The following is a 21,407-nucleotide window of genomic DNA, read 5'->3' on the forward strand; positions in this document are numbered from 1 at the left end:
GGTCCGCGAGCGTACGGACCTCGGGACCGCCCATGTCGGGCACCCGCCCGGCGGGCGGCGCCTGCGCCAGCTCGGCCAGCCGGTCCGCCACCTCGGCCACCTCGATCGGCTGGTCGTCGACACCGGCCGGGAGCAGCATCACCGGGAGCCGCGCGAAGCCTCGCAGCATCGTTCGCACGAAGGCGTGGAACTGCGTCGTGCGCAGCACCGTCCAGCCGAGCCCGGACCCCTCGACCAGCCGTTCCACCGCGTACTTCGCCCGGTAATAGCGCAACGGCACCCGGTCCACGCCGACGATGGAGATGTAGACGACGTGCCGCACACCGGCATCGCGGGCCGCCTCGATCAGATGCCGTGCCGCCCGCTCGTCACCGCCCCGCGGCGTCGAGGCGCAGTGCACGATCACGTCCACGCCCTCGACCGCCCGGCGCAGCCCCGGCCCGCCCTCCCGCAGATCCACCGCGTAGGGCTCGGCGTGCCGGCTCAGCACCCGCACCTCGTGCCCGGCATCGCCCAGCCGCTCGGTGACGAGCCGGCCGAGCGTTCCGGTACCCCCGGTCACCAGAATCGTGGTCACCGCCGCATCAGCTCCTTCGGACAGGGAGCGCCCCCTGGTGGAACGCCCGTCGTCAGCTCAGAACCGGCGGGAGCGCGCGGATGTGACAGTCGCGGCGAACTTTTTCTCAGCCGCAGGCGAGCTGCCGAGCAAGGAACCCCAGCTTGTCCGGGTTCACCATGGTCCGCGCTGTCACGATCTCGCCGCCGCGCACCTCGAACGCGACCACCGCGAAGACCGCCCCGCCCGACCGGGCGACCAGCCCCGCCGCCCCGTTGACCTCGGCGATCGTGTACTCCACGTCGGCCCCGAAACCCTTCCCGATGCCGAGCAGCAACCGCACCACCTTCTCGCGCCCCTCGATGGGCCGACGCGCGGCGCTGACCTTGCCGCCCCCGTCGCCCCACCAGGTCACATCGGCGGCCAGCGTCTTCTCCAGGGTCGTCAGATCACCGGCCCGCGCGGCCTCGACGAACGCCTCCACCAGCTCGCGGTGGACCCGCCCCGACGGCGCGAACCGGGTGCCGGGCGTCGCGACGCGGGCCGCCGCGCGCCGGTGGAGCTGACGGCAGTTCGCCTCGCCGAGGTCGAGCACCCCGGCGATCTCCCGGTAGCCGTAGGCGAACGCCTCCCGCAGCACGTACACCGCCCGCTCCGTCGGGGTCAGCCGCTCCAGGAGCACCAGCAGGGCGTACGACACGGAGTCGCGGCGCTCGGCCGACTCCAGCGGGCCGAGCGTCCCGTCCGAGGTGAGGACGGGCTCCGGCAGCCAGGGCCCCGCGTACCGCTCGCGCCGGACACGGGCCGAGGCGAGGCGGTTGAGGCAGAGGTTCGTGACGACCTTGGCGAGCCAGGCGCCCAGATGCTCGACCGCTCCCGGCTCGGTGGCGCTGAGCCGCAGATACGCGTCCTGGACCGTGTCCTGCGCCTCCTCGGCGGAGCCGAGCATCCGATAGGCGAGGCCGAACAGGCGGGAGCGGTGGTTCTCGAACTCCTCGGCCGTGCGGCCGGGTTCCGGCGAAGTCGTCACCCGCCCAGCCTGCCAGGCGGCCGGCCTGCGGTATTCCCGGAACCGGGTGCGAACCGCCCCGGCGATCTGTGAGTCAGCCCACAGTATTCGCTTGCATGCACAACCACTGGACGTGGCACACTGGCCGTGTACCAGAAGCAGCGCACTCCGGGGTCGGTGAAAGTCCGAACCGGCGGTTACAGTCCGCGACCCGGTCACGTCCAGTGACCGGTTGACCAGGTGAAATTCCTGGACCGACGGTTAAAGTCCGGATGGGAGGCAGTGCGCGGCGGGCGGGCACCCCAGGGTGCGCGTCGCCGTCTGTTCCGGGTGCCGTTCCACGAGCAGTGGCCGGCCCCGCCGTTCGGCGTCGTTCCCCATGACCGGTGTCGCAGTCCGTACGTTCTGTCGTCGTCGTACGACAGTGCCCCGGAGTCCACGCCCTATGAGGGAGGACCCGGGAAGTGTTCACCGGAATCGTCGAAGAGCTGGGCGAGATCACCGCCGTCGAGACGCTCGATGACGCGTGTCGCTTCCGCGTCCGTGGCCCCGTCGTCACCGAAGGCGCCAAGCACGGTGACTCCATCGCGGTCAACGGGGTCTGCCTCACCGTCGTCGAGCACGACGCCGACTCCTTCACGGCCGACGTCATGGCCGAGACCCTCAAGCGCTCCAGCCTCGGCGCGCTGACCACGGGCTCCCGCGTCAACCTCGAACGCCCGATGATCGCCGACGGCCGTTTCGGCGGGCACATCGTGCAGGGCCACGTCGACGGCACCGGCACGATCATCGAGCGCCTCCCCTCCGCGCACTGGGAGATCGTCAAGATCTCGCTCCCCGCCGAGCTGGCCCGGTACGTCGTCGAGAAGGGCTCCATCACCGTCGACGGCGTGAGCCTGACCGTCGTAGAGGCGGGCGCCGACTACTTCACCCTCAGCCTCATCCCCACCACCCTCGACCTGACCACGCTCGGCATCAAGCAGCCCGGCGACCCGGTCAACCTCGAGGTCGACGTCCTCGCGAAATACGTCGAGCGGATGCTCGGTTACCAGGGCAGCGATCAGCACGACGACCGGGACAGCGCTCAGGGGGGCACCCAGTGAACTGGCTCAACACCGAGGCATTCACCATCTTCGACCAGCACATCCTCTGGTCGGACATGATCGGCAACACCATCGGCCTGATCGCCCTCGCGCTCGGCTGGCGCCGCTCCATATGGACCTGGCCCGCCCAGCTCGTCTCCGGCGCCATCCTGCTGACCGCCTTCGCCACCGCCCACCTCTCGGGCAGCGCGGGCAAGCAGCTCGTCGTCATCGTCGTCGCCCTCTTCGGGTGGTGGCAGTGGAACCGCGGCAAGGGCACGGCGCAGGACGGCTCCATCGCCGTCCGCTTCGCCACCTGGCGCGAGCGCGGCGCCCTCGTCGGCGCCGCCGCCGTCGGCACGCTCGCCGTCGGCGGCCTGTTCACCGCGTTCCCGACCCTGTCGTGGGACCCCTGGCCGGACGCGTACATCTTCGTCGGCACCGTCGTCGCCATGTACGCCCAGGCGCGCGGCATGGTCGAGTTCTGGTTCGCCTGGCTCCTCGTCGACCTGGTCGGCGTCCCGCTGAACTTCGCCAACGGCTTCGCCTTCTCCGGCTTCGTCTACGTCATCTACGGCGCGCTCGTCCTGTGGGGCATGCGCGACTGGTGGCTGCGGTCCCGCGCCGCGCAGGCCACCGCCCCCGCGCTCGAAGGAGCCCACGCATGAGCACCGCAGCCCACCTGTACGAGGTCTCCGCCGACCTCGACCTGAGCCTCGACCCGGTCGAGCAGGCCCTCCGCGACATCGCCGCAGGCCGCCCCGTCGTGGTCGTCGACGACGAGGACCGGGAGAACGAGGGCGACCTCGTCGTCGCCGCCGAGAAGATCACGCCCGAGATCGTCGCCTTCATGATGAGCGAGTGCCGCGGCCTGATCTGCGCCCCCATGGAGGGCGACGCACTGGACCGGCTCGACCTCCCGCAGATGGTCGGCGACAACACCGAGTCCATGAAGACCGCCTTCACCGTCTCCGTCGACGCCTCCGGCGCGCACGGCGTCACGACCGGCATCTCCGCCGCCGACCGCGCCACCACCCTGCGCCTCCTCGCGGACGGCACGGCCGAACCCGGCGACTTCGTCCGCCCCGGCCACATCTTCCCGCTGCGCGCCAGGGCGGGCGGCGTCCTCGTCAGGAACGGCCACACCGAGGCCGCCGTCGACCTCGCCCGCCTCGCGGGCCTGCGCCCGGCCGGCGCCATCGTGGAGATCGCCGGTGAGGACGGCGTCATGCTGCGCCTGCCCGAGCTGATCCCGTTCGCCCGCAAACACGGCCTGACGATCATCTCCATCGAGGACCTGATCGCCTACCGCCGCTCCGCCGAACCCAAGGTCAAGCGCGAAGCCACCGTGCAACTCCCCACCGCCTTCGGTGAGTTCACGGCGTACGGCTACCGCTCCATCGTCGACGGCGTCGAACACGTCGCCCTCGTCCACGGCGAGATGGGCACGGGCGAGGACGTCCTGGTCCGCATCCACTCCGAATGCCTCACCGGCGATGTCTTCCACTCCCTGCGCTGCGACTGCGGCCCGCAACTGGAGGAGTCCATGCGCCGCATCGTCGAGCAGGGCCGCGGCGTCGTCGTCTACCTGCGCGGCCACGAGGGCCGCGGCATCGGCCTGCTCTCCAAGCTGCGCGCCTACGAGCTCCAGGAGCGCGGCCGCGACACCCTCGACGCCAACCTGGAACTCGGCCTGCCCGCCGACGCCCGCGACTACGCGGCAGGTGCCCAGATCCTCGACGACCTGGGCGTGCGCACCCTGCGCCTGATGACCAACAACCCCGACAAGACCGACGCCCTCACCCGGCACGGCCTCGTCGTCACCGCCCGCGAACCCATGCCGATCAGCGCGGGCGAGCACAACCTCCGCTACCTGCGCACCAAGCGGGACCGGATGGGCCACGACCTGCCCTGGCTGGACGCCCCCACGGCGACCGCCTGCACCAACCAGTAACCCCGGTGATCCCACCAACTCCCCCCATCCAGCTACGTACGAGGAGAAGCGCGTGAGCGGCAAGGGTGCCCCCGAACTGAGTGTGAAGAACTGCGGCGACCTGCGCGTGGCCGTCATCGCCGCCCAATGGCACGAGAAGGTCATGGACGGCCTCGTCGACGGCGCCCTGCGCGCCCTGACCGAGCTGGGCATCAGCGAGCCCACCGTGCTGCGCGTCCCCGGCAGCTTCGAGCTGCCGGTCGTCGCCAAGGTGCTCGCGGGCCGCGGCTACGACGCGATCGTCGCGCTCGGCGTCGTCATCCGCGGCGGCACCCCGCACTTCGAGTACGTGTGCCAGGGCGTCACGCAGGGCCTCACCCAGGTCTCCGTCGACACCGGCGTCCCCGTCGGCTTCGGCGTGCTGACCTGCGACACCGAGGAGCAGGCCCTGGACCGCGCGGGCATCGAGGGCTCCCGCGAGGACAAGGGGCACGAAGCGGTCACCGCGGCCGTGGCCACCGCCACCACGCTGCGTACCGTCTCCGAGCCCTGGCGTTAGGGCCGGGGGAGAGCCGCGTAAAGTAGGCAGCACCATGTCCAATAAGACGTTCGAGGAGCTCTTCGCCGAGCTCCAGCAGAAGGCCGCCACCGGCGACCCCGCCACTTCCCGCACCGCAGAGCTGGTCGGCAAGGGCGTCCATGCCATCGGCAAGAAGGTCGTCGAGGAGGCCGCCGAAGTCTGGATGGCGGCCGAGCACGAGGGCAAGGAAGCAGCCGCCGAGGAGATCTCGCAGTTGCTCTACCACGTCCAGGTGATGATGGTCGCCCGCGGCATCTCCCTCGACGACGTGTACGCCCACCTCTGAGCCGACGCGCCCCGCCCGCTCAACTCCCCTCACCACGCGAAGGAATCCGACCTCATGCTGCGCATCGCCGTCCCCAACAAGGGTTCACTGTCCGGACCTGCGTCGGCGATGCTGCATGAGGCCGGATACCGCCAGCGCAAGGAGTCCAAGGAACTCGTCACGGTCGACCCGGACAACGACGTCGAGTTCTTCTACCTCCGCCCCAAGGACATCGCGATCTACGTGGCCTCCGGCAAGCTCGACATCGGGCTCACCGGCCAGGACCTCCTGATCGACTCCGGGGCGAACGCCGAGACGATCCTGCCGCTCGGCTTCGCCCGCTCCACCTTCCGCTTCGCCTCCCGCCCCGGTGCGGTCAAGGACCTCGCCGACCTGGCGGGCAAGACGATCGCGACCTCCTACGAGGGCATCGTCGGCAAGTACCTCGCCGAGCACGGCGTGGACGCCTCCGTCGTGCACCTCGACGGCGCCGTGGAGACGGCCATCGAACTCGGCGTCGCCGACGCCATCGCGGACGTCGTGGAGACCGGTACCTCGCTGCGCAACGCGGGCCTGGAGGTCTTCGGCGAGCCGATCATGAAGTCCGAGGCGTGCGTCATCCGCCGCAAGGGCGACAGCGCCGACGAGACGACGGAGCCCAAGGTGCAGCAGTTCCTGCGCCGCCTCCAGGGCGTCCTCGTCGCCCGCACCTACGTGATGATGGACTACGACTGCCGCGCCGAGCACCTGGAGAAGGCCGTCGCCCTCACCCCGGGCCTCGAATCGCCGACCGTCTCGCCGCTGCACAACGAGGGCTGGGTCGCCGTCCGCGCCATGGTCCCCGCCAAGGACGCGCAGCGCATCATGGACGACCTGTACGCCCTGGGCGCGCGGGCCATCCTCACCACGGCCATCCACGCCTGCCGCCTCTGAGGACCCCGAGCCATGCCCGAACCCGCAGCCGTTCCCGACCTGCCCGACCTGCCCGTCACCTTCCGCCCCGGGCGCACCCGCGCCGTCCTGCACGTGCTGGGCGCCGCCTGCTTCGTCGTCATCACCGTCATCGCCCTCGTCCTCGACACGATGAGCACGGGCGAGCAAATGAGCTTCATCCTCACCGCGGCCCTGTTCTGGGCGGTCCTCGGGCTGCTCGCGCGGCCCAAGGTCGTCGCCGACGAGACGGGCGTCACCGTCGTCAACATCGCCCGCAGCCGCCGCCTCGCCTGGGCGGAGATCGTCCAGGTCAACCTGCGCCCCGGCGACCCGTGGGTCTTCCTGAACCTGACCGACGGCACCAGCCTGGCCGCCATGGGCATCCAGCCCGGCATCGCCCGCCAGAGCGCCATCCGCGACGCGAAGACCCTCCGCGCCCTGACGGAGACCCGGACCGCAGCCCAGGGCTGACACAGAGCCCCGGCCCCTGACACCTTCCCCCCGGACTTGATTAACCTGTTGGGCGGGGCGCGTCGTGTGCCGCCCCGCCCCTGACGCGCCCGGACGGGTGACCGGGGGTTCCTGCTAACCAAGGAGTGACTCCCTCCAGCGATGGACGGATCGTCCGGCAGTATCTGCGCCGCCCCCTCCCGACATGGCGCGCCCCTCGCGCGCAGGTCCGTGGAGAGCGCGGCATGACCATCCCGTTGCTGCTCCTCGCGGCAGCCTTCCTCCTGATCCTCGCCAACGGATTCTTCGTGGCGGCCGAGTTCGGACTCGTCACCGTCGAACGCCAGGACGCCCAACAGGCGGCGGACGCGGGCGACAAGCGCGCCCGTACCGTCGTGGCGGCCCTCAAGGAGCTGTCCTTCCAGCTCTCCGGCACCCAGCTCGGCATCACCATCACCTCCCTGGTCGTCGGCATGCTCGCCGAACCTGCCCTCGCCGAACTCCTTCGCGGCCCCTTCACCGCCGTCGGCATCCCCGAGGGCGCCGCCGGCGGCATCGCGGTCGTCGTCGGCATGCTGCTCGCCGCCGCCGTGCAGATGGTGATCGGCGAACTGGTCCCGAAGAACTGGGCGGTCTCCAGGCCGCTCCAGGTGGCCCGCTTCGTGGCAGGCCCCCAGCACGCCTTCGCCCGCCTCTTCCGCCCGGTCATCGCCCTGCTCAACACCGTCGCCAACCGCCTCGTGCGCGCCCTCGGCGTGGAACCGGCCGACGAACTGGCCTCCGCCCGCACCCCGGGCGAGCTGGTCTCCCTGGCCCGCCACTCCGCGCAGGCCGGGACCCTGGAGCAGGACACGGCCGACCTGTTCGTCCGCACCCTGTCCCTCGGCGAACTGACCGCGCAGCACGTGATGACGCCGCGCGTGAAGGTCAGCGCGCTCCAGGCCTCCGCCACCGCCGAGGACGTCGTCAACCTGACTCGCGCGACCGGCCTGTCCCGGTTCCCCGTGTACCGGGAGCGGATCGACGAGGTCATCGGCATGGTCCACCTCAAGGACGCCCTGGCGATGTCCGCGCCCGAGCGGCTGCGCACCCCGGTCGTCCGGATCGCCCAGGCCCCGCTCCTGGTCCCGGAGACCCTCCCCGTACAGCCGCTCCTCGCCCGCCTGCGCAGTGAGCAGCCCATCGCCGTCGTCGTCGACGAGTACGGCGGCACGGCCGGGGTCGTCACCCTGGAGGACATCGTGGAGGAGCTCGTCGGCGAGGTCCGCGACGAGCACGACCGGCTCGACCAGCCCGAACTGGCGGCGGCACCGGCCGAGGACGGCCGGCCCGCCTGGGACGCCGACGGCAGTTGCCGCGTCGACATCCTGCGCCGCATCGGACTCGACGCCCCCGAGGGCCCCTACGAGACGGTGGCCGGGCTGGTCGCCGACCTCCTCGGCCGCATCCCCGCCCCCGGCGACCGGGCCGAGCTGCCCGGCTGGCGCCTCTCCGTGCGCCAGGTCGACCACTACCGGGCCGAACGGGTCCGCATCGTCAGGCTCGCGGACGCCCCGCAGGCACTGCTGGAGGCAGCCCGATGAGCGCCCTGCAACTCTTCTTCGCCGTCCTGCTGGTCCTCGCCAACGGATTCTTCGTCGGCGCGGAGTTCGCCCTGGTCTCGGTGCGCCGCAGCCAGATCGAACCCGTGCCGGGCAAGCGGGCCCGCCAGGTCCTGTATGGGCTCGAACACCTGCCGCAAATGATGGCGGCGGCCCAGTTCGGCATCACCGTCTGCTCGCTGACGCTGGGCGCGGTCGCCGAGCCCACCGTGGCGCGCCTCCTGGAACCCCTCTTCGAGGCGGTGCACGTCCCGCACGGCGCGATCCACCCGCTGGGCTACGTCATCGCCCTGGCGGCCGTCGTCTCCCTCCACCTCGTCATCGGCGAGATGGTGCCGAAGAACCTGGCGATGGCGGCGCCGGAGAAGACCGCGCTCTGGTTCAGCCCCGGGCTCGTCGCCTTCGCCCGGCTCTGCAAGCCGGTCACGATCGCGCTGGGGGCCTGCGCCCGCCTCGTCCTGCGCCTGTTCAGGGTCGAGCCCAAGGACGAGGTCGAGGCCGTCTTCACCAGCGAGCAGCTCAACCGCCTGGTCGAGGACTCCGGACAGGCCGGTCTGCTCGGTCCGGAGGAGCAGGAACGCCTGGAGGACGCCCTGGAGCTGGGCTCCCGCCCGGTCACCGACGTCCTCCTGGACCGTTCCGCGCTGGTCACGGTCGGCCCCTCGGTCACCCCGGCGGAGATCATCGCGCTGACGGCCCGCACGGGCTACTCCCGGTTCCCGCTCTGCGCGGACGGCGGCGCCTTCATGGGCTACCTGCACGTGAAGGACGTGCTCGACCTGATCGAGGGCCCCGACACCGGCCGCGCCGTCCCGCAGCACCTCTGGCGCCCCATGACGACCCTGCGCGCCGAACTCCCCCTGGACGACGCCCTCACGGTGATGCGCCGGGCCGCCACGCACCTGGCCCAGGTGGCGGACGGCACGGGCCGCGTCCTCGGCCTGGTCGCGCTGGAGGACGTCCTGGAACTCCTGGTGGGCGAGGTCCGCGACCCGGCCCACCGGGACGAACCGCAGGTCCCCGAGGCCCGCCAGAAACAAGGGGCGCTCACCTAGGACGAGGTGCCGCAGGTCCCGGCTGCCCTACAGCGCGGTCGGGTCCTGCGGTCCCCTCCCGGACAGCACCTCGCCGTACGCCTGCATCAGATCGGGCAGCCGCAACGTCGCCAGGTCGTCCCGGGACGGCTCCGTCAGATAGCCGGTCAGCCGCAGATCCCGGTACGCGCACGACTTCTCGTACAGCGTCCGCAGGAACCGCCCGTTGCCCAGTTCGTCGATCCAGCCCTGCTCCACGACGTGCGCGGCGATGGAGCGGAGCTCCTCCAGCGCCTCCTCGTCCCACGCGTCCCCGTTCTCCGCCGCAAGCACCTCACCGATCGACGTGAGCTCCTGCGGACGGTACGAGGGGAAGTCGACCCGCGACGTGAACCGCGACGACAGACCGGGGTTGGCCGCGAGCAGCCGGTCCATGCCCTCCGGATAGCCGGCGAGGATCACCACCAGGTGGTCCCGGTTGTCCTCGGCGCGCTTCAGCAGCACCTGGAGCGCCTCGTCGCCGTACGCGTCGCCCTTGCCGTACCCGGAGTTGGACAGGGCGTACGCCTCGTCGACGAACAGCACCCCGCCGAGCGCGGAGTCGATCAGCTCGTTCGCCTTCACCGCGGTCTGACCCAGGTACTCGCCGACCAGGTCCGCGCGCTGCGCCTCCACGAGATGGTCGCCGCCGAGCAGTCCGAGCGCGTAGAAGACGCGGCCGAGGATGCGGGCGACCGTCGTCTTGCCGGTGCCCGAGGGCCCCGAGAAGACGAAGTGGCGCTTGGGCGGCTGGACCGGCAGCCCCTGCCCGGCGCGCAACCGTGCCATGTTCAACTGTGCGGAGAGCGCTTTGACCTGCCGCTTCACCGGTTCGAGGCCCACCATCAGCTCCAGCTCGGCAAGCGCCTCCTCCAGGAGCACCGGATCGGCGGGGCCCGCGGGCAGCGGCACCTCCACCGGCACCACGGCCTTCTCCCGCACCATGTCGGGCTCCTCCACGCCGGTGCCGCCCGGTGGCGGCAGATCCGGCTCGGTGACCTTCAGGTCCCGCCCGTCGCTCGCGTACAGCGGATCGGCCGACTCCGCCGCCTCCGGCCCGTCCTGATACCCCGTCAGGGTGAGCGGCGACAGGTCGGGGCCGTCCGTGAAGTCGTACCCGTCGCCCTCGGCGATCGCCGCGAGCCGCGCCGAGGTGTCCATGAACGCGGGGTCCACCCGGTGCACGGCCCGGTACAGCGGCATCGCCGCGGCCGAACGGCCCGTGCCCTCGTGCGCCCTGGCCAGCCAGTACCGCAGCTCCTTGCGCTGCGGCTGCTCGCTGCGGCAGCGCATCAGGGCCGAGGAGAGCAGCGGTTCGGCCTGCCCGTACATCTCCAGGCGCACCCGCGCCATTCCGCCGAAGAGGCCCGCCTCGATGCCCAGCATCGGATCGTCCATCAACGACTCGGTCTGCCGGACCAACTGCTCCCAGTCCTTGACCAGGTACGCCCGGCACGCGTGCAGGAAGCGCACCTGCGGGTCCGCGTCGGCCGGCGGCAGCGTCGCGAGCGCCCGGTCCAGCTCCGGTACATGGCGCCCGTCGAGCCAGTGCGAGGCATGCGCCAGCAGCAGATCGCGCGGATGTTCCAGGACCGGCTGCACCCACCAGCCCAGCCAGTACCAGGAGTTGAGGGTGCGCCGGTGGCGCGTGCGCTGCTCCCCGAACCGGTCGCGGTGCCGGAACATCCGCAGCAGCGCCGTCGTCGTGTCGATGCGCAGCGCGTGCAGTCCGAGCCAGCCGTCGGCCATCCCCGGATCCATCCGCACGGCGGCGCGGAACTCCTCCTCCGCCTGCGGATAGGCGCCCATCGTGTACGCGTCGACGCCCCGCAGCCAGGCGAGGTCGGCCGGGCCCGTCGGCGCACCGGTGCCGAAGTCCATCACGTCCCCCACAAGCCGTGCCCCCGATGAACCGCTCTGTCATGGACGGGAGTTGTCACGATGCGGACAGCGAGCCGTCCGCAGGCCGCACCGAAAGGCATCGTACCTGCGGAGGGCTGATCGACCGTAGGGCGCGGAAGGCCGGGACCCCGGGATTTCGCGCAGGTGAGGGCGGTGGCCGTTGGTGACCCAGGGTGAACGACGGGCGCCTCGGAGCGCCCGGGAAAGGGCATTGCGGGCAGAACGAAGCCCCCGATCACGGGGGAACAACCGGGGGCTTCGCGTCTGCGGGCGACCCCGAAAGGCCGCACATTGAGAACGTAAGTCCTGTACGGCCCCTCGGTCAAGCAGAGTTGAGGGTCTCGGGCAAAGTGGCGAAAGGCCGTTCGGAGGGGTTCAGCGCACCGCTGGCGGTCCCTCACCCTGTGTGACCGGGCGTCGGTTCTGCGGGGCCACACCAGGTCCCTCGCGCATCTCGTACCCCAGGGGACACTCCCGTACCAATTCGTCGGCGAAGGGCCTGGACGGGTCGCGCGCGAAGTGCTCGCGCTCCGCTGGGATCCAGCCGTCCCAGAAGTCGGCCTGCGCCGCACCGTCCCGGGCCCGCCCGCGCGCCCACGCCGTCTCGTCCGAAAGGTCCATCCACAGCAACCTCGCGAGATGGGGCCGCACGGCACGCCGTCCCGCGCCCACCCCCTCGACCAGGACCACGTCGGCGGGCGGCAACTCACGCACGGCGTCGAAGCGGCGGGCGCGCCAGTCGTACGTCTCGTAGTGCGCGGTGTCGCCGCGGCGCAGCGGCGCCAGCACCTGCTCGCGCAGTCGGTCCGTCCATTCGAAGAGGGCGTCGTGGCTCGCGAGGTCGTCGAGGCGCAGCACGGGCGCCCCGCCGAGCGCCTCGGCCAGCCGCGTCGCGAAGGTCGACTTGCCGGAACCCGCGTGCCCGTCGATGCCGACGAGACGCACGGGGCCGCAGGAGACCGGCCACCGGCGGACCCGGTCGGCGTACTGGTCCAGGGGCTCACGCAGATAGCTCACGGCGGCAAGGGTACGTGGGGCCGCCGCGGGGTTTCGGATGCGCCGCCGCAGGTCATTCCAGTGGTGGAGACCAATATTGGTGCACGCCACAGGCCCCGAAACGCTGGTGGAAGTCCGCTCCCTGCGGCCATAGTTGGCCCCATCGCCCGTCAGGCCCGCACCCGGCCGTGCCCGTACCGTCCGACCGACCTCCTCGACTGGGGGATCCTCCCGATGACCCGACCCGTTCCGGACTCCCGCCCCTCCCGCAGAACCGTGCTCGCCGCCGCGGCGGGCGCGGCCCTCGCCGCCACGACGGCCAAGGCCGCCTCCGCGGCCCCCCGAGCGAAAGCCGCGGCCCGCCTCGTGGACAACCACACCTGGACGACCCACGCCGACTGGCGCTCGGGCACCGGCAAGGGGACCCGCGCCGTCGCGGGCGCCCGGCCCGGCGTGACCCTCGCCCATGCGGTCGGCACGATGACCTACAAGGACCCGCACCTGAACCGGACGGCCGAGTGGGAGTACGCGCAGTGGACCTCGCCGGTCCACCGCCTGAGCGTCCCCGCCACCGAGGTCATCGCCTCCTGGAACGCGCGCACCCCGGCCGGCACCTGGATCCAGGTCGAGCTGCGGGGCACCTACTCCGACGGGTCGCCGACGCCCTGGTACGTGATGGGCCGCTGGACGGCCGGCGACGACAAGGACGTCGACATCCGCCGCACCTCCGTGGACGACCAGAGCGACGGCAGGTCGAGCATCTGGACGGACACGTTCTCCATCGACGACGCGGCCTCCGGCCTGCGGCTCGTCTCGTACAGCCTGCGCCTGACCCTGCTGCGCGCCCCGGGGTCGAAGGCCGCGCCGACCGTGTGGCGGCTCGGCGCCATGGGCTCGGACGTGCCGGACCGCTTCACCGTCCCGGCGTCCACCCCCGGCCTCGCGAAGGAACTGACCGTCCCGCGCTACTCGCAGAACATCCACTCCGGCCAGTACCCGGAGTACGACAACGGCGGCGAGGCGTGGTGCAGCCCCACCTCCTCGCAAATGATCATCGAGTACTGGGGCCGCAAACCCACCGCCGCCCAGCTCGCCTGGGTCGACCCGGCCTACGCCGACCCCCAGGTCTGCCACGCCGCCCGGTTCACCTACGACTACCAGTACGAGGGCTGCGGCAACTGGCCGTTCAACGCGGCGTACGCGGCGACGTACAAGGACATGCAGGGCGTCGTCACCCGCCTCTCCTCCCTGACCGACCTGGAGACGCTGATCGCGGCCGGGATCCCGGCCATCACGTCCCAGTCGTTCCTCAAGGAGGAGCTGACCGGCGCGGGGTACGGCACCGCCGGGCACCTCATGACCGTCATCGGTTTCACCGCCGACGGCGACGTGATCGCCAACGACCCGGCCTCGCCGAGCGACCCGGCGGTGCGCCGCGTCTACAAGCGGGCGGAGTGGGAGACGATCTGGCTCCGCACGAAGCGCCGCAACGCCTCCGGCAAGGTCGTCTCCGGCACCGGCGGCGTCTGCTACCTGTACTTCCCGGCCCACCCGTCCGCCGGTCAGCGCAAGGCGCTGGCGGCGGTGGGCGTGCGCTGACGGGGCGCCGGGCCGCGCGGGTCAGCCGGTGACGACCGGGTTCACCACCCAGTCCGGGTGCCCCGGCATGGGCGGCGTCGTCGCGCCGTACAGCCAGGGGCGCAGGAAGCCCGCCAGGTCCTGACCGGCGACCTTCGAGGCCAGCGCGAGGTAGTCGGCCGTCGACGCGGCCCTGCCGCGGTACTTCGTGAGCCAGGCCCGCTCGATCCGCTGGAAGGTGTCGGCGCCGACCTGCTCGCGCAGCGCGTACAGGACCAGCGCGGAGCCGTCGTAGCGCATGCGCTTGAAGAGGTTCGGCTCGGTGGGTTCGGCGGGTGCCCCGTACTGCCGGCGCCACTGGTCGTGGTTCTCGTACGCGGTCCGCATGGCGGCCTCGAAGCTGTCGCCGCCGTGCTCCTGCGAGTAGAGGCGCTCGTAGAAGCGGGCATGGCCCTCGCTGAGCCACAGGTCGGACCAGGTGGCGAGGGCGACGCTGTCGCCGAACCACTGGTGGGTCAGCTCATGGACCATGTCGCGCTCGGCATCGACCTCGGTGCCGAGCAGGTCGGCCTTGGGCAGGAGCGACAGCGTCTGCGTCTCCAGGGCCACCCCCAGGTCCGTGTCGCCGACCAGGACGCCGTACCTGTTGAAGGGGTAGGGCCCCAACCGCTCGCGCAGCCAGGAGAGTTGGGCGGGCGTGCGGTCGCGGTACGGCTTGGTCGGCGCCACCAGCGCGTCCGGCACGACATCGCGCAGCGGGAGCCCGCCCGGACCCGAGCTGTCGATCGTCCGGAACCTGCCGACGGCCAGTTGGACGAGCTGGGCCGCCACCGGCTGCTCCGAGTCGTACGTCCAGCGGACCCGGCCGTCGGGGCGCGTGGAGCGGTCGACGAGCCGTCCGCCTGCGACGGCCGTCAGGTCGGCGGGCGTCGTCACACGGAAGGTGATGGGGGCCCGGCGGCTCGGGTGGTCGTCGCAGGGGAAGATCAGCTTGGCGCCGTTGGGCTGCGGGTAGAGGACCGTGCCGTCGGGCGTCGGTATCCAGCCGTAGTCCTCGATCGCGTCGTCGCGGTGGCGTATCTGTGTCGGGTCGGCGATGTAGTCGACCCGCACCGTGAACGAACTGCCCTCGGGCAGCGGGGACTTCGGCGTGACGACCAGCTCGTCGCCGTCCCGGGTGGCCTGCGCCGTGCGGCCGTTCACCGTGACGGAGCGCAGCTCGTTGCCCGCGAAGTCCAGGTCGAAGCGGGACAGCGCCTGCCGTGCCGTGGCCTTGATAGTCGTCGACGCGGCGAACGGGGTCCGCGGCGCCTGCCAGTCGAAGTCGAGCGTGTAGTGGCGGACGGTGTAGCCGCCGTTGCCGTCGAGCGGGAACATCGGGTCGCCGAGTCCCGCGGCGCCCGGCGTCGGCGCGGGCGGGCCGTCGGCGGCCCGCGCGACGGCCGCCGGGGCTGTCAGGGCGGCGCTCAGGGTGATCGTGGCGGCGACGGCGAGACGGGTTCTGCGGCGGGGCGTTCGGCAGGTGCGCATCGAGAACCTTCCGGTCGGACGGAACGCGTCGCAGTGTGGGACGCACGGCGTTCCGCGCCGGTTGTGCGTGACCAAGGTCTCGGTCGCAGAGCGACATTTCGGTGGCAAAGTGGTAGAGGCGTCGGAGGGGGGCCCAGGGTTGTGCGAGGCTCCCGGCGCCCGGGGGAGCACGACCACGCCCACGAACCGAGTGAGTGAGACACCCATGACCGCAAGCTCCGTAGCCAGCCAGGCCCTCGCCGCCTCGCGTGCCCGCACCGGCGGCCCGCGGGAGGACGGCCCCAAGATCGTCGAGCACCTCATGGGCTGGGCCCTCGTCGTCGTGCTGGCGATGCTCGTCACCCAGACCGGCCTGATGTGACCTGAGAGCCTGTCTGCGCACCCCCGTCGTCCGCGGACGACCGCGAGGGGCGGAGCCCGGACCCCGGACCCGCCCCTCGCGCCGTGCCGCGACGGTCAGCCGACCGCCTTGATCAGCTCACCGTTCGCCGTGTCGCCGGACAGCTCCCAGAGGAACGTGCCGCCGAGGCCCTGCCGGTTCTTGTAGTCCATCTTCCCCGCGATGGTCGCCGGGGTGTCGTAGCTCCACCAGTCGCCGCCGCAGTACGCGTACGCGGTGCCGCCGACCGTGCCCGTCGCGGGACACCTGGTCCTGAGCTCCTTGTAGTCGTCGATGCCCTGCTCGTACTTCCCGGCGGCAGGGCCGGTCGCCGTGCCCCCGGGCGCCGCCTGCTTCACGCCGGTCCAGCCGCGCCCGTAGAAGCCGATGCCGAGCAGCAGCTTCGAGGCGGGTACGCCCGCGCCCTTGAGCTTGGTGAGGGTGGCGTCGGTGGTGTAGCCGGCCTTGGGGATCCCGTCGTACGCCGTCAGCGGCGAGTGCGGCGCGGTCGGCCCCTTGGCGTCCCACGCGCCGAAGTAGTCGTACGTCATCGGGTTGTACCAGTCGACGTACTTCGCGGCGCCCGCGTAGTCGGCGGCGTCCAGCTTCCCGCCCGCGGAGGCGTCGGCCGGGATGGCGGACGTCACCAGGGAGCCGCTGCCGAACTTCGCCCGCACCGCCGCCATCAGGTTCCTGTACGCGTCGCGTCCGCTGGTGTCGCAGGTCAGCCCGCAGGCGTTGGGGTACTCCCAGTCGATGTCGATGCCGTCGAAGACATCGGCCCACCGGGAGTTCTCGACCAGGTCGTAGCAGGACTGGGCGAACGCGGCCGGGTTCTTGGCGGCCTCCGTGAAGCCGCCGGACCAGGTCCAGCCGCCGAAGGACCACAGGACCTTGAGGCCCGGGTGCCGCTTCTTCAGCTTGAGCAACTGGTTGAAGTTGCCGCGCAGCGGCTGGTCCCAGGTGTCGGCGACGCCGTCCACGGATTGGTCGGCGGTGTACGCCTTGTCGGTCGCCGCGTACGAGTCGCCCATGGCGCATTTGCCGCCCTGGACGTTGCCGAAGGCGTAGTTGATGTGTGTGAGCCGGTCGGCGGAGCCGGAGGTCTCGACGTTCTTGACGTGGTAGTTCCGGTCGTAGACACCCCACTCGGTGAAGTATCCGACGACCTTGGAACCGGCTGCCGTCGTGTGGGGGGTGACGTCCGCCTGGGCTGCCGCGCTGCCCGCGGAGGCGAGCAGCCCCGCGCCGAGGACGGCGCAACACGCGGCGGCGGCGAGCGCCTTGAAGCGCGCGCGGGGGAGGTGCGGTCTGAGCATCGTGTCTCCTCGTGGGGGAGGGGGACATGGGGGGGAAGTGGTGCTGTGGACCTGCGTCCGACTCGATGCGACGCGCTCGCCGTGGGTGACATGAACGCGCCGAGTCGTTGAACGGAACAGTAGGAGGACTAGACCAGTGGGGTCAATGGTCCGAACCAATTTCGCGGGGGTCCGCCCGCGCTCACCCGGGCATACTCGACACGCCGCGGCCGCCGGTCGGACCCTTCCGCGACCCGGAAGGGCAGCATCGGCCCGGTAGTGACCACCGGCGGCGCCGCCCCACCCCCGCGCGCCGCCGCCGTGCCCGATCAGGGAGGAGAGCGTCGCCATGCCGCACCCCGAGGTCGAACGCCAGATGCCGACGGACGAGGCCAGGGAGCTGCTGCACCTGGTCCGCGACATCGCGCGGCGGGAGATCGCCCCCCGCGCCTGCGAGGACGAGGAAGCGGGCCGCTTCCCCCGCGAGACCTTCACCCTGCTCTCCCGCGCCGGACTGCTCGGACTGCCCTACGACTCCGCGTCCGGCGGCGGCGACCAGCCCTACGAGGTGTACCTCCAGGTCGTCGAGGAACTGGCGGCGGCCCGCCTGACCGTCGGCCTCGGCGTCAGCGTCCACTCCCTGTCGTGCCACGCCCTCGCCGGCTTCGGTACGCGGGAGCAGCGTGCGCGCCATCTGCCCGGGATGCTGGGCGGCGGGCTGCTCGGCGCCTACTGCCTCTCCGAACCCTCCTCGGGCTCGGACGCGGCGTCCCTGCGGACCAAGGCGGTGCGCGACGGCGGCGACTGGGTGCTCACCGGCACCAAGGCGTGGGTCACGCACGGCGGCGTCGCCGACTTCTGCACGGTCCTGGCCCGCAGTGGCGGCGAGGGCGCGCACGGCATCACGGCGTTCCTGGTCCCCGGCGACGCGGAGGGCCTGAGCGCCGCCCCGCCGGAGAGGAAGATGGGGCTGAAGGGCTCACCCACCGCCCAGGTGCACCTCGACGGGGTACGGGTGAGCGACGCGCGCCGCATCGGGGACGAGGGGCAGGGCTTCCAGATCGCCCTGTCGGCCCTCGACTCGGGCCGGCTCGGGATCGCCGCCTGCGCGATCGGCGTGGCGCAGGCGGCGCTCGACGAGGCGGTGGCGTACGCCAAGGGGCGTATCCAGTTCGGACGGCCCGTCGCCGACTTCCAGGGCATCCGGTTCCTGCTCGCCGACATGGCGACCCGGATCGAGGCGGGCCGTGCCCTGTACCTGTCGGCGGCCCGGCTGCGGGACGCGGGCCGGCCCTTCTCCCCGCAGGCGGCCATGGCGAAGCTGCTCTGCACCGACGCGGCGATGCAGGTGACCACGGACGCGGTGCAGGTCCTCGGCGGTTACGGCTACACGGCCGACTTCCCGGTCGAGCGCTGGATGCGGGAGGCCAAGGTGCTCCAGATCGTGGAGGGCACCAATCAGATCCAGCGCATGGTCATCGCCCGTCACCTCGCGGGTCCGGAAACCCGCTGAACTGCCCCGGGCGCACGATGGGCGCCACCAGCCGGGCCCACTCGGGGTCGTGCTGCCCCGGCAGGGTCCTGCCGCGCTCGGCCCATGCGGCGAGGAGGGCGCGGTAGAGGGGTGGGTCCTGCGGCTGCGGCTGCGGTGGCTGGGGCTGGAGTGGCGGAAGGGGCTGGAAGGACTGGCGAACCGATTCTGCGTGCGCGGGAACCAGGCCGTGCCTGCGTCGGCCGGTGGGCGCAGGAGCCGGTGTCTGCGTCGGGGTCATGCCAGAGCAACGGACCGGAGGCCGCGCAGGTCACCGATGGGCGGAATAGGGCGTCAGTTCACGCCCTCACCGCCTGCGCGGCCCCGGCAGGTAGCACGTCTGGCCACCCCCGTGGAGCTGACGTACCGTCAACTCTGCTGCCGGGCAGCCCGCGCCCTCCCGGCCGACGTCAACCGCCGTACGTCCAGGGAGGGATGCCGTGACCGAGGACGACCGCCCCGTCGCGTTCGACGAGTACCCGGTGCACCAGGTGCCGCTGTCGATGAAGCACGTCGCCACGAGCGACCGCAACGCCTACGACCGCGGCATCTTCCATCTCATCGACCCCGAGGGCCACTTCCTGCTCATCCTCGGTCTCGGCGTCTACCCCAACCTCGGTGTGATCGACGCCTACGCCACCCTGCGCACCGGCTCCACCCTGCACGCCGTCCGCGCCTGCGACGCGCTGAGCGACGAGGCCCGTACGCGGATGGAGGTCGGCCCGCTCCACGTCCATGTCGAGCGCCCGCTCCAGGACTTCGTCCTCACCTGCGCCGCCGACCCGGACGACCCCGGCGGACTCGCGTACGAGATCACCTGGCACGCCGATTTCCCGGCCCTGTGGGAGCCGCGCCACACACAGCGCCGAGGCGGCCGGCTCATCCTGGAGGGGACCCGGTTCGTGCAGGCCGGTCACTGCGACGGATGGCTGCGGATCGGTGGCCGGGAGATCGAGGTGCGCGGCTGGACCGGGACCCGGGACCGCAGTTGGGGGGTGCGGCCCGTGCCGGGGGAGGAGGGCGGCCGGCTCTCCGACGAGCACCCCACCGAGGGCTTCCACTGGATCTGGGCGCCGGTCCGCTTCGACGACCGCTTCCTGATGGTCGTCGTGCAGGAGGACGCCGACGGCCACCGCACCCTGAACGACGCGACGCTGGTCCGCGAGGGCCACCGCGACCGCCAACTCGGCTGGCCCCGGACCGAGATCGACTACCACCCCGGGACCCGCCACCCGCGCGGCGCCGTCCTCCACCTCACCGACCCGGTCGACCGCAAACCCCTCGAACTCGGCGTCGACATCCTCACCTCCTCACCCCTCGCGCTCGGCGCGGGCTACCCGCCGGCCGACGACTGGCAGCACGGCACCTGGCGCGGACGCGGCTGGACCGACCGCCGCGCCTACGACCTCTCCGATCCCGCGGCGCACCCACTGGCCGCCTACGGGGTGACCGACCACGCCGCCCGCTTCACCCTCGACGGACAGGTCGGCCTCGGCATCTTCGAGCACGGCAGCTTCGGCCGCCACGACCCGAGCGGTTTCACCGGCTTCGACGCGGTGGCACCCCGGCGCCCGTGACCACCCGGTACGGAAAGGGACTTGGGGCCATGGCGGCAGCACCGCGCCCCCGCACGTCCACCCGCGAACCCGAGGAGACCGCCCGGCGCCTCACCGCCTGGCTCGACCGCAGGCTGCCCGGCGCGAAGGCGGCGAACATCGCCGTCCCCCAGTCCAACGGGATGTCCAGCGAGACCCTTCTCTTCGACCTCGAACACCCCAGGCCCCCGGTCAGGGCCTGCGCGCTACGGCTGGCCGCGGACCCGTCCGCGTACACGGTCTTCCCGGTGTACGACATGCCGCGCCAGTACCGCACGATGCGGTTGGTCGCCGAGCGCACCGCGCTGCCCGTCCCGCGCGTGCTCTGGCTGGAGGAGGACCCGGGGCCGCTCGGCGCGCCCTTCCTCGTGATGGAGGGGGTCGCCGGCCGGGTGCCGCCCGACGTCATGCCCTACACGTACGAGGGGAACTGGCTGCACGCGGCCACCGACGAGCAGCGGGCGCGGCTGGAGGACGCGACCCTGCGCGTGCTGGCCCGGCTGCACGACGACGTGCCCGCGGCCGAGGCGGACTTCCTCGCCCTGCCCGGCGCGGGCAGGGCGCTGCGCCGCCACGTCGAGGCCCAACGCGCGTACTACGCCTGGGTGGTGGACGGACTGCCGCGCTCACCCCTCATCGAGAGCGCCTTCGAGCGACTGACCGCGCTGTGGCCGCACGACGAGGGCGAGACCGTCCTCAACTGGGGTGACGCCCGCATCGGCAACATCGTCTACGACGGCTTCACCCCGGCCGCGGTCCTCGACTGGGAGATGGCGGCGCTCGCCCCGCGCGAGGTCGACCTCGGCTGGACCGTCTATCTGCACCGCTTCTTCCAGGACCTGACCGAGAGCTCCGGCCGTCGCGGCCTGCCCGGCTTCCTGCGCCGCGACCGTATCGAGGCGCGCTACGCCGAACTCACCGGCCACCGGCCGCGCGACATGGACTTCTACACACTGTACGCGGCGCTGCGGCACGCCGTCGTGATGCTCCGCGTCGCCTACCGCCGGATCCACTTCGGCGAGGCCGTCGCGCCCGCCGACCCGGACACACTGATCCTGCACCACGACAGTCTGCGCGCCATGGTGCAGGGCAGCTACTGGGGCGGCGTCGGGTAGG

At 72.0% G+C, this 21,407-nt stretch carries 20 protein-coding genes and 1 riboswitch; of the genes, 14 read left to right on the forward strand and 6 right to left on the reverse strand.

Translation table 11 applies throughout. The annotated features are described in order from the left end of the window. Window positions 1–577, reverse strand: a 577-nt coding sequence (locus ACIRF8_RS29955) for an SDR family oxidoreductase (RefSeq protein ID WP_404219756.1), incomplete at its 3' end; no start/stop codon positions are given. 106 nt (window positions 578–683) lie between these two features. Then, window positions 684–1,586 (reverse strand): RNA polymerase sigma-70 factor, encoded by a 903-nt coding sequence (locus ACIRF8_RS29960; RefSeq protein WP_404219758.1) that lies wholly within the window; start codon window positions 1,584–1,586, stop codon window positions 684–686. 138 nt (window positions 1,587–1,724) lie between these two features. Continuing rightward, window positions 1,725–1,855, forward strand: a riboswitch (FMN riboswitch). Between the two features lie 174 nt (window positions 1,856–2,029). On the opposite strand from ACIRF8_RS29960, the gene ACIRF8_RS29965 reads away from it, so the two are divergent. The 9 genes from ACIRF8_RS29965 (at window position 2,030) to ACIRF8_RS30005 (ending at window position 9,464) form a co-directional block, all read left to right on the forward strand. After that, window positions 2,030–2,668: a riboflavin synthase gene (locus ACIRF8_RS29965; RefSeq protein WP_404219760.1), complete on the forward strand. Its 639-nt coding sequence runs from the start codon at window positions 2,030–2,032 to the stop codon at window positions 2,666–2,668. Continuing rightward, a complete protein-coding gene (locus ACIRF8_RS29970) occupies window positions 2,665–3,315 on the forward strand; it encodes a nicotinamide riboside transporter PnuC (RefSeq protein WP_404219762.1) in 651 nt (216 codons plus the stop codon). The genes ACIRF8_RS29965 and ACIRF8_RS29970 overlap by 4 nt, the downstream gene beginning before the upstream one ends. Further along, complete coding sequence (locus ACIRF8_RS29975) at window positions 3,312–4,601, forward strand: bifunctional 3,4-dihydroxy-2-butanone-4-phosphate synthase/GTP cyclohydrolase II (protein ID WP_404219764.1); 1,290 nt, start codon at window positions 3,312–3,314, stop codon at window positions 4,599–4,601. The genes ACIRF8_RS29970 and ACIRF8_RS29975 overlap by 4 nt, the downstream gene beginning before the upstream one ends. A gap of 52 nt (window positions 4,602–4,653) precedes the next feature. Further along, window positions 4,654–5,139, forward strand: coding sequence for a 6,7-dimethyl-8-ribityllumazine synthase (gene ribH, locus ACIRF8_RS29980; protein WP_399060963.1), 486 nt, complete (start codon window positions 4,654–4,656; stop codon window positions 5,137–5,139). Window positions 5,140–5,173: 34 nt separating this feature from the next. Beyond that, a complete protein-coding gene (locus ACIRF8_RS29985; RefSeq protein WP_361079704.1) occupies window positions 5,174–5,446 on the forward strand; it encodes a phosphoribosyl-ATP diphosphatase in 273 nt (90 codons plus the stop codon). Between the two features lie 54 nt (window positions 5,447–5,500). After that, window positions 5,501–6,358 carry an ATP phosphoribosyltransferase gene (gene hisG, locus ACIRF8_RS29990; protein WP_404219767.1) on the forward strand — a complete coding sequence of 286 codons (858 nt, stop codon included), beginning with the start codon at window positions 5,501–5,503 and terminating at the stop codon, window positions 6,356–6,358. A 12-nt stretch (window positions 6,359–6,370) separates the two neighbouring features. Next, window positions 6,371–6,829, forward strand: a complete 459-nt coding sequence (locus tag ACIRF8_RS29995) for a PH domain-containing protein (RefSeq protein ID WP_404219769.1) — start codon at window positions 6,371–6,373, stop codon at window positions 6,827–6,829. A gap of 224 nt (window positions 6,830–7,053) precedes the next feature. Next, window positions 7,054–8,391: a hemolysin family protein gene (locus tag ACIRF8_RS30000; RefSeq protein ID WP_404219771.1), complete on the forward strand. Its 1,338-nt coding sequence runs from the start codon at window positions 7,054–7,056 to the stop codon at window positions 8,389–8,391. After that, entirely contained in the window at window positions 8,388–9,464 is a 1,077-nt protein-coding gene (locus ACIRF8_RS30005) for a hemolysin family protein (RefSeq protein ID WP_404219773.1), read from the forward strand. The genes ACIRF8_RS30000 and ACIRF8_RS30005 overlap by 4 nt, the downstream gene beginning before the upstream one ends. A 27-nt stretch (window positions 9,465–9,491) precedes the next feature. Here the strand turns inward: ACIRF8_RS30005 and ACIRF8_RS30010 are convergent, their stop codons facing one another. Together ACIRF8_RS30010 and ACIRF8_RS30015 are read right to left on the reverse strand one after the other, a co-directional pair. Further along, entirely contained in the window at window positions 9,492–11,363 is a 1,872-nt protein-coding gene (locus ACIRF8_RS30010; RefSeq protein ID WP_404219775.1) for an AAA family ATPase, read from the reverse strand. Window positions 11,364–11,759: 396 nt separating this feature from the next. Beyond that, window positions 11,760–12,401, reverse strand: a complete 642-nt coding sequence (locus ACIRF8_RS30015) for a uridine kinase (RefSeq protein ID WP_404219777.1) — start codon at window positions 12,399–12,401, stop codon at window positions 11,760–11,762. Window positions 12,402–12,614: 213 nt separating this feature from the next. On the opposite strand from ACIRF8_RS30015, the gene ACIRF8_RS30020 reads away from it, so the two are divergent. Then, window positions 12,615–13,979 carry a peptidase C39 family protein gene (locus tag ACIRF8_RS30020; protein ID WP_404219779.1) on the forward strand — a complete coding sequence of 455 codons (1,365 nt, stop codon included), beginning with the start codon at window positions 12,615–12,617 and terminating at the stop codon, window positions 13,977–13,979. A 21-nt stretch (window positions 13,980–14,000) separates the two neighbouring features. On the opposite strand, the gene ACIRF8_RS30025 is transcribed toward ACIRF8_RS30020, so the two are convergent. Further along, on the reverse strand, window positions 14,001–15,488 hold the full coding sequence (locus ACIRF8_RS30025) for a M1 family metallopeptidase (protein ID WP_404219782.1): 1,488 nt from the start codon (window positions 15,486–15,488) through the stop codon (window positions 14,001–14,003). Between the two features lie 205 nt (window positions 15,489–15,693). On the opposite strand from ACIRF8_RS30025, the gene ACIRF8_RS30030 reads away from it, so the two are divergent. Next, window positions 15,694–15,849 carry an SCO1431 family membrane protein gene (locus ACIRF8_RS30030; RefSeq protein ID WP_404219784.1) on the forward strand — a complete coding sequence of 52 codons (156 nt, stop codon included), beginning with the start codon at window positions 15,694–15,696 and terminating at the stop codon, window positions 15,847–15,849. Window positions 15,850–15,944: 95 nt separating this feature from the next. On the opposite strand, the gene ACIRF8_RS30035 is transcribed toward ACIRF8_RS30030, so the two are convergent. Then, window positions 15,945–17,186, reverse strand: a complete 1,242-nt coding sequence (locus ACIRF8_RS30035; RefSeq protein ID WP_404219786.1) for a glycoside hydrolase family 18 protein — start codon at window positions 17,184–17,186, stop codon at window positions 15,945–15,947. Between the two features lie 328 nt (window positions 17,187–17,514). Here ACIRF8_RS30035 and ACIRF8_RS30040 point away from each other — a divergent pair, with 328 nt between their 5' ends. The 3 genes from ACIRF8_RS30040 (at window position 17,515) to ACIRF8_RS30050 (ending at window position 21,406) form a co-directional block, all read left to right on the forward strand. Beyond that, a complete protein-coding gene (locus tag ACIRF8_RS30040; RefSeq protein WP_404219788.1) occupies window positions 17,515–18,678 on the forward strand; it encodes an acyl-CoA dehydrogenase family protein in 1,164 nt (387 codons plus the stop codon). A gap of 521 nt (window positions 18,679–19,199) precedes the next feature. Next, the gene (locus ACIRF8_RS30045) at window positions 19,200–20,273 is read left to right on the forward strand and encodes a hypothetical protein (RefSeq protein ID WP_404219875.1); all 1,074 of its coding nucleotides are present in this window, start codon (window positions 19,200–19,202) and stop codon (window positions 20,271–20,273) included. A 29-nt stretch (window positions 20,274–20,302) separates the two neighbouring features. Then, window positions 20,303–21,406 carry a phosphotransferase family protein gene (locus ACIRF8_RS30050; protein WP_404219790.1) on the forward strand — a complete coding sequence of 368 codons (1,104 nt, stop codon included), beginning with the start codon at window positions 20,303–20,305 and terminating at the stop codon, window positions 21,404–21,406. The last annotated feature ends 1 nt before the right edge of the window (window position 21,407 follow it).

Origin of the sequence: Streptomyces sp. NPDC102406 (genome assembly GCF_044765725.1) — a bacterium.
GTDB lineage: Bacteria > Actinomycetota > Actinomycetes > Streptomycetales > Streptomycetaceae > Streptomyces.